Genomic DNA, 12,920 nt, shown 5'->3' on the forward strand with positions numbered 1-12,920 from the left:
TCCGTCAGGTGGGGGCGTCGCTGTCTGCGCTCAGGTCAGGTGGTGTGCTGGTCGGGGTTGTGCCAAGGGCCGATGACCTTGATAGAGGGGCGGCAGTACGACAGCGCCGCACCGTCGCGGGTTGTGAACTCGACTGTCTCTGCTACGAGTTCGCAGAGGGCGCCCCCGTCCGTCGTGGAAGCCGTCAGGGCCGCGTACGTAGCCGCGTCCGGCACAGGGACGGCACATCAGGGTGCGGTCCACGGTGCCGGTGCCTTCTGCGTTCTTGGTGGCGTACTTGGCGACGTACCCGGCGACCTTGGCGTCTGTGTACTCGGCAACGCGCGCGTCTGTGAGTTCGCCGTCGCCCAGGGCGGTGATGGGGTCGACCTTGTACCGGCCGCCCCAGGCGATGACGCGTTCGCCGATGGCGTCGGAGGCGATGGTGAGCCGAGCGCTCTTCACGGCCAGGCTCACGGCGGCGCTCAGCGCGTCGGAGGTGGCCCAGGCCGGGGGCGGGGTGGTGTGTGAAGCTTCCCCTTGATCGTGGACACCTGGAGACTGGGACCTGAGGTTCCAGAGGAAGTAGCACCAGGTGGGAAGCAAGTACACGAAGCGGTACACCGAGGAGTTCAAGCGGGACGCGATCGCGCTCGTCGACTCCTCGGGCAAGACGGTTACGGCTATCCCCCGGGAACTCGGCATCAGCTCCGAGTCCCTGCGCGGCTGGTACCGCCAGGCCAAGGCCGACCGGGGCGAGGGCGCCCCGGGCGAGCTGACCAGCGCCGAGCGCGAGGAACTGCGCCGGCTGCGCAAGGAGAACCGCGAGCAGCAGCAGACGATCGAGATCCTCAAAAAAGGTGTGCCACGAACGCGGGAGGCTGCTTGCGGTAGTTGAGTAGCTGAACGCGGTGCTGCACGAGAGATGAAGGATTTTCGGCCCTTCGGAGTCGCCCTGCGGGGGGAGGCTTCAAACCGGGTCTTCGAAGTTGAGCGGTGCGCGGACGCCGGGCGCCGACTGGTAAGTCGCGAGGATGTGACAGTTTCCGCGGGAGTGTCACATCCCCGGCTTACGAGGGCCCTGGGGGCGGACGCCGACCAACAGGGGCGCACCGCTCAAGTTCGAAGACCCTTCAAACCGCCACGTGCTGCGGAAGTGGTGACGCGACCGTGGTGAGCGACTGTGGGAAAGGCGTCCGTGAGGCGTCAGGTGGGGATCAGGGAGACGGAGCGCAGTCCCCTTGCAGGGGATCGCTGTTGACGCGTCGTTATTGATTAAACGGCATCAGAACCGGGTGTTACTTTTTGGCCCGGGATGAGTCTGGCGGAAACCCGTTTACTGGCCAGGTGGTGCCCGGCGTGGAGGCGACGTGAATCTGGTCTGCTGCTCTCGTGCGGAACGTGGGAAGACACACTTCGATGCCTTAACTCTGCGTTTTCCGCGCGGTGTTGTGAAAGGGAGCCTTCCAAGCGGACAACCCGCGAGGAACTGAGTACCGATGCGAAGTGTGTTGGCGGACCGGTTCGTAGTAGCGGTGAACCTCCTGCTGGGCGCGGTGGGAGCGGAGCGAAGGGGCCGGATTGTCCGTGGTTCGTTTGTTCGGTCAACCAGGAGTTCCCTGGGAAGAGCTGCGTGGGCGAGCTGAAGTCACAGATCAAGCCGTTCGAGATATACCCGCCCTCCGCCAGCTCGGCAACCGCCTCGTCGGCATCCTCCACGGATGCCTCAAAACCCGCACCACCTACGACGAGGCAACCGCGTGGTCACACCACGCCTACCCCCAGCCCGCTTGACACCCCAACGACATGGGGTGTCTGACCGCCCGCTGCCACCTCGACAACCAGGGCCGGCAGCCCGCCGCCTGACCGTCTCGTCGATGACCCATGCTGGAGTCGCGTTCGGACTCGACGGCCTGTCTTGCAATCCCGCATCACCGTGTAGCCGCCAGCGATTTACCCACTTGCTGGCGCATGCGCGAGAGATGCCCGTCTCAGCGGCGACGTGGGCGATGGGACGTGTCTGGCACCGCTTCACGAGCCGCCTACGGCCCTCGACGCTCAGGGGCGAATTCGCGTGGGGCACTCGTCGTCCTCCCGAAGTCAGACGACGGCAGGCGCGACACCTGTCGTGCGCGCCTGCCGCATTGCGGCCTTTTCAGTCCTGCGGTGCGACGCGGATACGGTTCCCGTCAGGATCGGCTGCGAGGAAGGTCAGCCCGAACCCCGCATCATGAGGCTCGCGCAGGATCGTGGCCCCCTTGGAATTCCACTGCTCAAAGGTCGCGTTGAGCTCGTCGGGTCCACCGTCGATGGCCAGGCACACCTCACTGGTGCGCGGGACGTCCGGTGACAGATCCTCGAACTGGCCGGACCACAGACCGAGGTCAGCGCCTGGCCCGAGGTCGAAGGTGATGTATCCCGGAGTCTCGAACGAGGGGCTCATGCCGAGGAGGTCGCCGTAGAAACGAGCTGCGGCGGGAGCGTCGTTCACGTAGACGATGGACACGACGGATCTGGTCATGATTGTTCCTTCTCCCAGGTCGGAGGTACGTATCCACCAGCCTGACCGGGATATGCGCCGCATCGTGTCGCAATTCCTGAAAAAATTGGTGTGTGACCCCAGATCGCTTCTTCTCCCTGATGCTGCTCCTCGAATCGAGGGATGTCGTGACCACACAGGAACTCGCCTCAGCGCTCGGGGTGTCCCTTCGAACCATCACCCGAGACCTGAACTGGCTCCGCGACGCTGGTCTGCCGGTGACCGCACAACGGGGCCGCCTCGGAGGCGTGACCATGCTGCCCGGGTCCGGGCTCGACCTCACGCGACTCACACCGGGCGAGCGTGATCATCTGTCGCTCACTGGGCTGGATGAGAAGCAACGTGCGGAGCTCGACGCATCGGTCGAGAGTCGGCGCGCGCTCTCCAAGATCGCCGCTACACAGCCACGTCGAGTTCATGAGCTCCTGCCGCTCACCGACGTAGTGCACGTGGACAGCCGTCCCTGGCGTCAGGCACGAGCTTCCGGCACGACTCCGGCTTCGCTGATCGGCACGGTGCGGCGAGGTCGCCGGCTACGGATCGAGTACGACAGCCCACGCGAGTCATGCCCACGCGACCTGGCCGTGGATCCCTACGGGCTGTTCGCCAAGGCCGGCATCTGGTACCTCGTCGCCGACTGTGCCCGAGTGCCACGGATGTACCGACTCGAACGGATCACGACGTGGAAAGAAGTCGACCAGCCACGACGGATCCGCGAGAGCCAGACCCTGGCCACCGTCGCCGCAGCGCTCATTGACCAGTGGGAGCACAACCACGCGATAGAGGTCAGTGCCACCATCGACCAGACCCAGATCGAGCGAGCGCAACGGATCTTCGGCCTGCGACTCGTCCCGGACGACCATGAAGAATCCGCCACCGGCCGCAAGGTGACGATCCGCTTCCTTCATCTGGAGGACGTGCGAGCACTACTGCCGTTCGGGAGCGCCATCACTGTGCATGGCCCCACCGAAGCCAGGGCTCACCTCCGCGACCTCGCCACCAATCTCGCCCACCACTATGCGCCGTCACCAACGTCCTGACCCGCAACATCTAGGGAGCCACCCCACGGCTCGGATCTGGACGATCAGTGGACCATTCACGCGCGGTACACCCCTTCCCAACGGTCAAACGTCCAGTGTGCCTGATCGTCGGCGTGTCCCGGCAGAGAACAGTGGTCCGGGCCGACTGTGCCGAGGCGTCGGGCGCGAGGGCGGCGATCAGTGCGGCGGCGGAGACGAGGGCGGCGACGGTGACGGCGACCGCGGAGCGGGTGGGGGCGGGGCGAGCCAGAACGGTGGCGAGACGACGGGCAGCACGCATGCTGGGGACTTCCTTTCAGCTGCTTGATCAGGACATCCCGTGGCTGCCCGGCGACACCCGCCCCGATGCGACAGGCCCGGCAAGCTCCCTCATGGGTGGGACATGACCGGCGTGGCGTGCATGAACGCGGACGTACACCCGAACGAGTCGCTCGAGCTCACGACCCGGCCGCCGACGATCACGACGGGACCGGGAACCGGCCGCACCCCCTCCCCGTCGTACCCACCCGCTACCGTGGATCGGATGAGCGACCCGGCTACACCGCCCCGTTCCCTCGCGGAGGCCCTCCGCGCCAGGGACGACGCCTCCCTGGCCGTCCTGCTGCGCAGCCGTCCCGACCTCATCACGCCCGTCCCGACCGACCTCACCCAGCTCGCGACCCGCGCCGGTACGCGGGCTTCCGTGGTGCGGGCGCTGGAGCGGCTGGACCGGTTCGTGCTGCAGACGGCGGAGGCGCTGGCGGTGGCGGGGGATCCGGCGGCGTACGACGAACTGCTCGGGCTGATGGCGGGCGACGAGGGCGATCCCGCCGTCGCCGTTGCACTGCCGCACGCCCTCGCGACCCTGCGGGAGCAGGCGCTGGTGTGGGGCGGCGACGACCTGCTGCGGCTGGTGCGCACCGCGCGTGAGCTGCTCGCGCCCTCGCCGCAGCATCCCTCCCCGACCGGGCTCGGGCCCACCGTTCAGGAGGCCACCGCCGGGATGTCGCCGGGGCGGATCCAGGAGCTCGTCGCCGCCGCCGGGCTGGCCTCCACCCACGACGCCGTCTCGGCGGTCGCCTCGCTCACCGCGCTGTTCACCGACCGCACGCGTATGGCCGAGCTGCTCGCGGGCGCCCCGGAGGAGTCGCGGGAGGTGCTCGACCGGCTGGTCTGGGGGCCGCCGTACGGGCAGGTCACCGCCGATCCCGCGGCCCGGCTGCGCTGGCTGCTGGACCGGGGGCTGCTGCTGCCGACCGCGCCGGGGACGGTCGTACTCCCTCGTGAGGTCGCCCTGCATCTGCGGGCCGGCCGCGCGCACCGGACCACCGAGCCGCTGCCGCCGTCCGTGCAGGCGGCCGCGACCCACCGTCCACAGGTTGTGGACGCGACGGCGGCCGGGCAGGCGTACACCGCGCTCTCGACCGTCGAGGAGCTGCTGAAGGACTGGGACGAGGGCGGGCCGACCGTGCTGCGGGCCGGCGGGCTCAGCGTCCGTGACCTCAAGCGGACCGCCGTCGCCCTCGACGTGCCCGAACCCGTCGCCGCCTTCTGGGTCGAACTCGCCTACGCCGCGGGCCTGCTCGCCCCCGACGGCGAGGCCGACGAGCGGTACGCCGCGACCCCCGCCTACGACGAGTGGCTGGAGCAGCCCGCCGCCGAGCGCTGGGCGAGGCTGGCGGAGGCCTGGCTGACGGCGACCCGGACGTCCGGCGTGGTCGGCGGGCGGGACGCCAAGGAGCGCACGCTGTCGGCGCTGGGCCCGGGCCTCGACCGTTCCGCCGCCCCGGAGGTACGCCACCGGGTGCTGACCCTGCTCGCCGGGCTGCCCGAGGGAGCCTCCCCGTCCGCCGAGTCGGTGCTGGCCCGGCTGCGCTGGGAACGCCCCCTGCGCGGCCCCCAGCGCGACGACGACCTGCGCAGCCGCCTCGCCGGATGGACGCTGACCGAGGCCGAGATGCTCGGCGTCACGGGCCGCGGGGCACTGTCCGCACACGGCCGGGCCCTGCTCGGCGCGCACCTGACCAAGGGAACGGACGAGGCCCTCTCCGGCGACCAGCTCCCGGCGCACCACCACACCCCCGGCGCCCCCCTCGACTCCGCCGGACCCGGCGACAAGCTGCCCGTCCACCACCACCGCCCGGCCACCGAGCCCGCCCCCCTCACCCCCACCGAGCAGGCCACCGCCTCCGCCACCGCCGCCCGGCTGCTCGCCCCGCTCCTCCCCGAACCCCTCGACCAACTCCTGCTCCAGGCCGACCTCACGGCCGTCGCCCCCGGCCCGCTGCGGCGCCCGCTGGCCGACACGCTGGGCGTGCTCGCGGACGTGGAGTCCAAGGGCGGCGCGACCGTCTACCGCTTCACGCCCGCCTCCGTACGCCGCGCCCTGGACGCCGGCCGGGCCGCCTCCGACCTGCACGCCTTTCTCGCCGAGCACTCCCGTACGCCGGTTCCGCAGCCGCTGACGTATCTGATCGACGACGTGGCCCGCAGGCACGGTCATCTGCGGGTCGGCGCGGCGTCGGCGTACGTCCGCTGCGACGACGACGCGATGCTGAACGAGATCCTCGCCGACAAGCGCGCCGCCGGTCTGCGGCTGCGCCGCCTCGCGCCCACCGTCCTGGCCGCCCAGGCCGACCCGGCGGCGCTCCTCGAGGGCCTGCGCGCGATGGGCTTCGCGCCGGCCGCCGAGTCCGCCGAGGGCGATGTCCTCATCACCCGCGCCGACGCCCACCGCACCCCGCCCCGCACCGCCCCCGCACCGGTCCCGGACGGCCCGCCGACCCCCGACGCCACGCTCCTCGCGGCCGCGATCCGCGCGATCCGGGCGGGCGACCTGGCCTCGACGACACCACGCAAGACGGACCCCACCGCCGAAGCGAACGGCGGCGCCCTCCCCCGCACCAGCTCCGCCGAGACCCTCGCCACCATGCAGGCCGCCGTCCTCACCGGCGAGGCCCTGTGGATCGGCTACGTCAACGCCGAGGGCGCCGCCAGCCAGCGGGTGATCGCGCCGGTGCGGGTCGAGGGCGGGTTCGTGACGGCGTACGACCACACCGCGGACGAGGTCCGCACGTATCCGCTGCACCGGATCACAGGAGTGGCCGAACTCGCGGACGACTAGGACACCGTCTACGTCCACACCCGCGACGGCGAGTTCTACGCCCTGGACGCCCGCAGCGGCCGCCACCGACCGCTGGTCCGAGGCCAGGCGTTCCCCACCGGCTCAGCACCCGACTGCGCCCCCGTCCCGCCTGACCTGACACCCGCCGATCACGCGGTACCGTCATCACCACGGGGTTTTCAACGCGCCGACCCCGGAGGGGACTTCGTGGGGATTGAAAGCGACCAGGTCGTTTACGAGTATCTGAGCCGTGTCGGTGACGTGGCCCAGCAACGGCAGTTGCCGTCATCGACCCGTATGCGCCTGGTGTCGGAGCTGCGCAACGAGATCGACCGGCGCCGCGCCAAGGCCGCCGTGGACAGCCCCGCCGCCGTCCGCCGCATCATCGACCGGCTCGGCAGCCCGGACGAGGTCGTCGCGGCCGCCGGAGGCAACGGCGGCGCACCACCCCAGACGCCCGTCATCCCCGTGCCCGTACAGCGGGACTCGGACGAGGAGCGGCCCAAGGGCCTGCGCCGCATCGTGCCGCGGCCGCGTCCCGCCGACACCTCCGCTCGGCCCGAACGGGACGACGCGCCCGCCCCGCCCCACCTCGCCAGTGCGGAGGAACTCGGCGGCAGCGCGACCCAGCCGGACTGGTGGCGGGTGGACGGGGGCAGTCCGTTCGGGCTCGGGGACGACATTCCCGGCTTCGTCGGCGGCGTGGAGATCCCGGAGCTGCTCAAGCCGCCCGCGGAGAAGAAGGCCCCGGAACCGAAGCCCGACGCGGAGCCCGCGCCCGCCGTGGAGAAGGCCGAGGACCCCGCACCGGCCGCCCCCGCCCGCCGACGCCGCCTGATCCCCGCTCTCCCCACCGCCGCGACCCGCTGGAGCAACCCCCTCCTCCTGCTCGCCGCCGCCCTCCTCGTCGTGGGCGCGGTCCTCGGGAACCTGCTCGCCCTGATCGTCGGCTGGCTCATCGCCTGGGGCTCACGGCGGCTCAGCGACGCCGAGACGAAGTGGGCGGTCATGGTCCTGCCCGGCCTCGCGCTCACCGCCGGCATCGTCTGGCTGTGGGGCCGGACCGACGGCCGCTGGGGCACGCCCATCGCGGAGGGGGCCATGAACGACGCGATCACTGACACCTGGCCGTGGGTGGTACGGGGCGCGGCGGTGGCGTCGGCGCTGTTCATCGTGTGGCGGTCACAGAAGCAGCGGTGAGCGCACGGCCGCCCCAGGGACGCGGGGCTGTATCGATATGCGGCTCCGCCGCGTGGGTGCGACCAGCCCCCACGGCCCGCAGCCGCCGCATCACAGACACGACCCAGCCACTGGACGCAGATCACACTCACCCGGCGTCTGCACCTCGCACCACCTGGGCACAATGGCCCATATGGCCTCTTCCACCCCGCCCCCGCTCACCGTCGGCTTCGACCTGGACATGACCCTCATCGACTCCCGCCCCGGCATCCACGCCTGCTACACGGCGCTGGCCGAGCGGACGGGGACGTACATCGACGCCGATCTCGCGGTCACCCGGCTCGGGCCGCCGCTCGCGGAGGAGCTGGTCAACTGGTTCCCGGCGGAGCAGGTCGCGGCCATGAGCGACCTGTACCGCGAGATGTACCCGGCGATCGCCATCTCGGCGACTCCCGCGATGACCGGCGCCCGGGAGGCGATCGCGGCGGTACGGGCGGCGGGCGGGCGCGCGATCGTCGTCACCGCCAAGTACGAGCCCAACGCCAAGCTGCACCTGGAGCACCTCGGCATCGACCCGGACGCGGTCATCGGCGACCTGTGGGCCGAGCAGAAGGCGGAGGCGCTGCGCGAGCACGCCGCGGCCGTGTACGTCGGCGACCACGTCGGAGACGTCCGCGGGGCGCGGCTCGCCGGTGCGCTGTCGGTCGCGGTGGCCACCGGGCCGTGCGACGCGGACGAACTGCGCGAGCACGGCGCGGACGTCGTCCTGGCCGACCTGACCGAATTCCCCACCTGGCTCTCGGACTACCGTCCTGCCTTCGCCTGACGCCTCCCCGCCGCGATCGACTGGAGCACGCCCGCGCCCGCGATCAGGAACCCGACGCCCATGAGCATGCTCAGTCCGAACATGTAGGTGGGGAACGGCGTCGTCCCGAGGAGGAACGGGGCCACCGTGACGAGGGTGGCCACGGTACCGATGAAGAACACGACGGCACCGGCGCGGATCAGTCGGTCACCGGGCGCGGCGGAATTCGTTTGGGTTTTGTCACGCACCGGACCAGGGTAGTTCCCAGCGCGAGGGAACAACCGGGCGACGTCTTGTCACAAGCCCCGGGGGCATCAGCCTTGGTACCGGCGGGTCTGCGACGACCCGCTCCAGGGTACGGGACCCTCTCAGGCAGGGGAACTCCAGTCAGCCAGGGCACGCCTGGAAAAGCTGGAAGCTGACTTCCTGGCAGGGGAGTACGACGGAGAGGGGCAGGAAGAGTCCTACCGCCGCATGCATAAGGGCCTGTCGGCAAAGGTTGCTCTCCTGGCTAAGCAGGAAGAGGAAAGGGCTAACCCGGCTCTCAAGGCAACGGGTAAGAAGTACGGGGGAGTCTGGGAAGCCAAAGACCAGGAAGACCGTCCTGGCAAGAAGGGCAAGACGGCCAGGCTGGTGATTAGTCATAACGTACCTGAAGAATGCCGGTGGAAAGTAATGGCATTCGCCCGATAAGGGAATACGTAAAGAAAAGGCTCCGCTGAACAGCGGGTCTTCGAATTTAGTGGGGGTGCGACGGTGACGACCTGACGGTTGGTCACCGTCTGTGATGGGCCTGCAGCGTGGAAACCCGCGGGCTTGAGCACTCACGATACCGAGATCAACAGCGACGCGACACGACTGCTGGGGCTGGAGGGGGTGAGAGTGATCAAGGTCAAGGACGGCGGAGCGGGTGGATCGACGGTGTACGTCGTGACGAGCGAGGACTCCGCGAGGGCCTGCCCCGCACCACCGCCCCGAGACATCTGTCCTGCGGCGGGCGTCCGGTGGGTATCCGCTGGCGCAAGGCGCGCTGGCACTACACCGAAGTAGCCTGCCCACGCGACTCGCTCACCGAATCGATACGTCAGGTGCCCGCGCGGATGCGAACCACCAAGGCCCTCCGCCGGGCGGCGGGGGCCGCGGTCTGCGACGGCTCTCGCACCGTGGTGCAGGCCGGCCGCGACCTGCACCTGCCCTGGCCGATCGTGCAGAACGCGGCCCACCCGGAGCGCACCGCGAAGCTGCCCCGCTAGACCGCACTACGCTCGAGACCGGCTGTCGGGAATGGAGGCTGCGGAAGAGTTCCGCCACATCGACGCCCAGGGCGTCGGCCAGCGCGAAGATCTTGTCCAACGAGACGTTGTTCTTCCCGTGCTCGACGTTCACGTAGAAGGCCCGATCGACCCCCGCCTCCGCAGCGATGCTGGCCTGCGTACGGCCCGCGTTGACGCGAAACTCCCGTAGCCGCCGCCCAAACGCCTGACGCCGGACCGCAACGTCGTGGGCAACGCGGCGAGTGTGCGTGCCACGCCCCGCGAGCCCAGACCACAACTCCAGACAGGACCTCGGACACCGGCATCAAGGTCACCGACAGCGACATCGACGCCCTGCCCATGCACCGGCACCGCTTCCACGGCGACTGGAACTACACCCTCCATCCTCAGCCTCGCGACCCCGCCAGCGCAGCCGGTGAAGCCAAAATCCCGCGATCAGCCGCCCCATCCCTGCCGCCCTGCACTGAGTGTCCGCGCAACCCGGAGCTGACCGGCATGCCCGAACCGGCACTGGACGAACTCGTCGACCAACTGACCCCGAAGCTGGACGAGTTACGTGAGCACAGACGGCTCCAGCAACGAGGAGGTGAGCGCCTCCGAGGTCGCGGCGCAGGGGCGAAGGACAAGCTGACCGCCACCGACAGGGTCCTGGCCACCGTGCTCTACCTGCGCAAACTCGGCACCCGAGATCTGCTCGCCCAGCTCTTCGGCGTCAACGGCAGCACCCTCACCAGGGCCGTTCACCAAGTCCAGCCCCTCCTGGCCGAGCGCGGCTACACAATTCCGCCCTCGACAGCCGGGTTCCGCACGCCCGCTGACGTCACCGCGTTCCTCGCGAACACAGCCCCTCGGGGGCCAACTCGGCATGTTGAGTCTCTGCGAGCCCTTAGTCACCCTCGAACCTTTCAGGTTCCTCACGCCTCATTCCCGTATGAGGATTTCTCCCACACCGCCACGCACACACCAACTCGGTTGGGAAAGCAAAGGGGTAGCGGAATGTCTCAGCTGTTACGCAAGGCGGCTGGCGGTCTCGTGGCAGCTTGTGGGATCCAGCCCCATCGCATCAGCCTCGGCCTGGCGCTGGGTGACGATCCTGGCCCAGGTGCCGTCGCGTTGCCAGCGGCGGAGCAAGTCATAGATCCGATCCCGCGGTCCATAGCGTTCCGGCATATCGCACCAGGGCGCGCCGGTTCGGGTCCGCCACCGTATGCCGTCTATCAGCTGCCGCCGCCTCCACACGACGTGACACGACAGGACGAGACTTCATGGAGATCAACCGCACCCTCCGCACCAGAGCGACGGCTCTCGCTGTAGGAGTGACCCTGCTGTCCGGCGCCGCCGTGGTCGGCACCGCCGGGCCGGCCGCGGCCGCGAGTGGCTGCAACGCGACCTACACCAGCGCCAAGAGCTTCATCGAGTGGCGCGGGGAGGCACGCATCCCCGCCTGGAGCGACGGCACCTACCTGAGTCTCAACTGCTCGATGCAGGAGGGGTCCTCCGGCGCTGGTGTCAGGGCGCTGCAACTGACCCTCAACAAGTGCTATGGCGAATCGCTGGATGTGGACGGGGACTTCGGGCCGCGGACACGTGACGCGCTCAAGCGAGCCCAGGCCAGGGAGCGCATCTCGGTGGACGGCGGCTACGGCCCGCAGACGCGCAACGCGCTCACTTGGTACTACAAGCCGGTCACCGCCATGGGCTCCGACGAGTGCAGCCGGCTCTGACGAGCTGGCACTCCGAGCGGAGCGACGATCCGCACCGGCGGAGCGGACCGGAACGAGAGTGAGCCTCTTCAGCGCGGCCATGGAACGGGAGCCCCATCGATTCCCGCTCCCGCCGGGGCCGGGGCCGGGGCCGGGCCGGGCCGGGGCGGGGCCGGGGCGGGGGCGGGGGCGCGGTCGGCCGCTCCCGCGCGCCGGCCACCCGGCGGCTCCCCCGACCCGCCTCGGCGCACCGCGCGTCGCGCGCCGGGCAGACGAACCTGAACCGTGGAGGATGTACATGTCGGAAGACCCGAATGTCCTGGCCGCCCAGCAGTGGGTCAACGCGACCTACGCAGACGCGCCCGGGTACGTACCGTGTCCTGAGGATGGCAGTACGGGCTGGGCGACGGTGGACTGTCTCACCCAAGGGCTCCAGCACGAGCTGGGGATCTCCCCGACCGTCAAGAACTTCGGGCCGGGCACTCTTGCGGCGGTGAGGCAGCGCTACCTGTTCCCCGACCAGGAGACCAACCAGAACATCGTCCGCATCTACAGCCACGCCTTGTGGTGCAAGGGCTACTACGGCCCGGCGCATCCCGCCATATGGGACTTGAGGGCCGCGACCTCCCTCGCCGAGCTCTACAAGGACATCGGTCTCGACTTTCGCGAGCCCCTCGACGCGGACATGTGGGCCCGGGTCACCCGTTCGCTGCTGCGCATGGACCAGTTCCGTACCGTGCCCGGCGGCGACGGCACCACCAAGCGCATCCAGCAGCACCTCAACCAGCGCTACGTCCAGAACATCCGCATCCCCGCCATGAACCTGGTGCCGACCGACGGCGTCTACTCGCGCGATGTGCAGCAGGGGCTGATGCTGGCCGTCCAGTACGAACTCGGCCTGGACAAGGCCACCATCAACGGCTACTTCGGCGACGGGACGCAGCAGGCCCTGAAGACCGTGGGCACCGGCAGCGACCTGCACTACAACCTGAGGGTGCTGTTCCGCGCCGCCTGCTGGTTCAACTCGCCCACCTGGGACAGCAACGGCAGCGCCGTCCACTTCCACCCCGAGAACGTGCTCGACGAAGATCTCTGGGAGGCCACCGAGCCCTGGGTGCGCACCTTCCAGACGTTCTCCCAGCTCCCCACCGGCGGCGACAACTACAACTTCCAGACCTGGGCCCAGTTGCTCGTCTCCAGCGGTGACACCAGCCGCGCCGCCGAAGGCTGTGACACCGCCGCGTACACGAGCAGAGAACGCGCCCAGGCCCTCAAGAACAACCCGAGCAATTCCTACC

The 12,920-nt window shown here is 69.7% G+C and carries 11 protein-coding genes and 4 pseudogenes; 9 read left to right on the forward strand and 6 right to left on the reverse strand.

The genetic code is table 11. From position 1 onward, the window contains the following. Positions 1–30 precede the first annotated feature (30 nt). On the reverse strand, positions 31–684 hold the full coding sequence (locus AQJ91_RS49355) for a replication initiator (protein ID WP_324618000.1): 654 nt from the start codon (positions 682–684) through the stop codon (positions 31–33). Between AQJ91_RS49355 and AQJ91_RS14400 the strand changes: the two genes are divergently transcribed. Next, positions 575–877 (forward strand): transposase, encoded by a 303-nt coding sequence (locus tag AQJ91_RS14400; RefSeq protein WP_067020763.1) that lies wholly within the window; start codon positions 575–577, stop codon positions 875–877. The two genes, AQJ91_RS49355 and AQJ91_RS14400, sit on opposite strands and share 110 nt — an antisense overlap. Before the next feature lie 960 nt (positions 878–1,837). On the opposite strand, the pseudogene AQJ91_RS49365 reads toward AQJ91_RS14400, so the two are convergent. Together AQJ91_RS49365 and AQJ91_RS14405 are read right to left on the reverse strand one after the other, a co-directional pair. Beyond that, positions 1,838–2,062, reverse strand: a pseudogene (locus tag AQJ91_RS49365) (helix-turn-helix domain-containing protein); the annotation flags it as partial. Positions 2,063–2,134: 72 nt separating this feature from the next. Further along, the gene (locus tag AQJ91_RS14405) at positions 2,135–2,500 is read right to left on the reverse strand and encodes a VOC family protein (protein WP_067020766.1); all 366 of its coding nucleotides are present in this window, start codon (positions 2,498–2,500) and stop codon (positions 2,135–2,137) included. A 92-nt stretch (positions 2,501–2,592) separates the two neighbouring features. On the opposite strand from AQJ91_RS14405, the gene AQJ91_RS14410 reads away from it, so the two are divergent. The 4 genes from AQJ91_RS14410 (at position 2,593) to AQJ91_RS14425 (ending at position 8,666) form a co-directional block, all read left to right on the forward strand. Then, positions 2,593–3,558, forward strand: a complete 966-nt coding sequence (locus tag AQJ91_RS14410) for a helix-turn-helix transcriptional regulator (RefSeq protein ID WP_067020769.1) — start codon at positions 2,593–2,595, stop codon at positions 3,556–3,558. Positions 3,559–4,081: 523 nt separating this feature from the next. Beyond that, a complete protein-coding gene (locus AQJ91_RS14415; RefSeq protein WP_067021103.1) occupies positions 4,082–6,661 on the forward strand; it encodes a helicase C-terminal domain-containing protein in 2,580 nt (859 codons plus the stop codon). A 207-nt stretch (positions 6,662–6,868) separates the two neighbouring features. Further along, entirely contained in the window at positions 6,869–7,861 is a 993-nt protein-coding gene (locus AQJ91_RS14420) for a hypothetical protein (protein WP_067020771.1), read from the forward strand. A gap of 172 nt (positions 7,862–8,033) precedes the next feature. Further along, positions 8,034–8,666 carry an HAD family hydrolase gene (locus tag AQJ91_RS14425; RefSeq protein ID WP_067020773.1) on the forward strand — a complete coding sequence of 211 codons (633 nt, stop codon included), beginning with the start codon at positions 8,034–8,036 and terminating at the stop codon, positions 8,664–8,666. Here the strand turns inward: AQJ91_RS14425 and AQJ91_RS14430 are convergent. Continuing rightward, positions 8,645–8,893 carry a hypothetical protein gene (locus AQJ91_RS14430; protein WP_067020775.1) on the reverse strand — a complete coding sequence of 83 codons (249 nt, stop codon included), beginning with the start codon at positions 8,891–8,893 and terminating at the stop codon, positions 8,645–8,647. The two genes, AQJ91_RS14425 and AQJ91_RS14430, sit on opposite strands and share 22 nt — an antisense overlap. An 852-nt stretch (positions 8,894–9,745) precedes the next feature. Here AQJ91_RS14430 and AQJ91_RS55565 point away from each other — a divergent pair. Next, the gene (locus tag AQJ91_RS55565; RefSeq protein ID WP_234382245.1) at positions 9,746–9,898 is read left to right on the forward strand and encodes a hypothetical protein; all 153 of its coding nucleotides are present in this window, start codon (positions 9,746–9,748) and stop codon (positions 9,896–9,898) included. 58 nt (positions 9,899–9,956) lie between these two features. Here AQJ91_RS55565 and AQJ91_RS58230 read toward each other — a convergent pair. After that, positions 9,957–10,196: pseudogene (locus AQJ91_RS58230) on the reverse strand (helix-turn-helix domain-containing protein); the annotation flags it as partial. A 23-nt stretch (positions 10,197–10,219) separates the two neighbouring features. Here AQJ91_RS58230 and AQJ91_RS49375 point away from each other — a divergent pair. Next, positions 10,220–10,756, forward strand: a pseudogene (locus AQJ91_RS49375) (transposase family protein); the annotation flags it as partial. Between the two features lie 171 nt (positions 10,757–10,927). Here the strand turns inward: AQJ91_RS49375 and AQJ91_RS14455 are convergent. Beyond that, positions 10,928–11,158 (reverse strand): transposase, encoded by a 231-nt coding sequence (locus tag AQJ91_RS14455; protein ID WP_234382247.1) that lies wholly within the window; start codon positions 11,156–11,158, stop codon positions 10,928–10,930. A 26-nt stretch (positions 11,159–11,184) separates the two neighbouring features. On the opposite strand from AQJ91_RS14455, the gene AQJ91_RS14460 reads away from it, so the two are divergent. Further along, positions 11,185–11,643: a peptidoglycan-binding domain-containing protein gene (locus tag AQJ91_RS14460; protein ID WP_067020785.1), complete on the forward strand. Its 459-nt coding sequence runs from the start codon at positions 11,185–11,187 to the stop codon at positions 11,641–11,643. A 277-nt stretch (positions 11,644–11,920) separates the two neighbouring features. Next, positions 11,921–12,920, forward strand: a pseudogene (locus AQJ91_RS14465) (glycoside hydrolase domain-containing protein); the annotation flags it as partial.

Source organism: Streptomyces dysideae, from assembly GCF_001514305.1.
GTDB lineage: Bacteria > Actinomycetota > Actinomycetes > Streptomycetales > Streptomycetaceae > Streptomyces > Streptomyces dysideae.

Excerpts from the sequence above, each read along its gene's own strand:
- AQJ91_RS55565 (WP_234382245.1), top strand. The coding sequence starts at position 9,746 with ATGCGAACCACCAAGGCCCTCCGCCGGGCGGCGGGGGCCGCGGTCTGC.
- AQJ91_RS49355 (WP_324618000.1), bottom strand. The coding sequence starts at position 684 with ATGCCGAGTTCCCGGGGGATAGCCGTAACCGTCTTGCCCGAGGAGTCG.
- AQJ91_RS14460 (WP_067020785.1), top strand. The coding sequence starts at position 11,185 with ATGGAGATCAACCGCACCCTCCGCACCAGAGCGACGGCTCTCGCTGTA.
- AQJ91_RS14405 (WP_067020766.1), bottom strand. The coding sequence starts at position 2,500 with ATGACCAGATCCGTCGTGTCCATCGTCTACGTGAACGACGCTCCCGCC.
- AQJ91_RS14425 (WP_067020773.1), top strand. The coding sequence starts at position 8,034 with ATGGCCTCTTCCACCCCGCCCCCGCTCACCGTCGGCTTCGACCTGGAC.
- AQJ91_RS14415 (WP_067021103.1), top strand. The coding sequence starts at position 4,082 with ATGAGCGACCCGGCTACACCGCCCCGTTCCCTCGCGGAGGCCCTCCGC.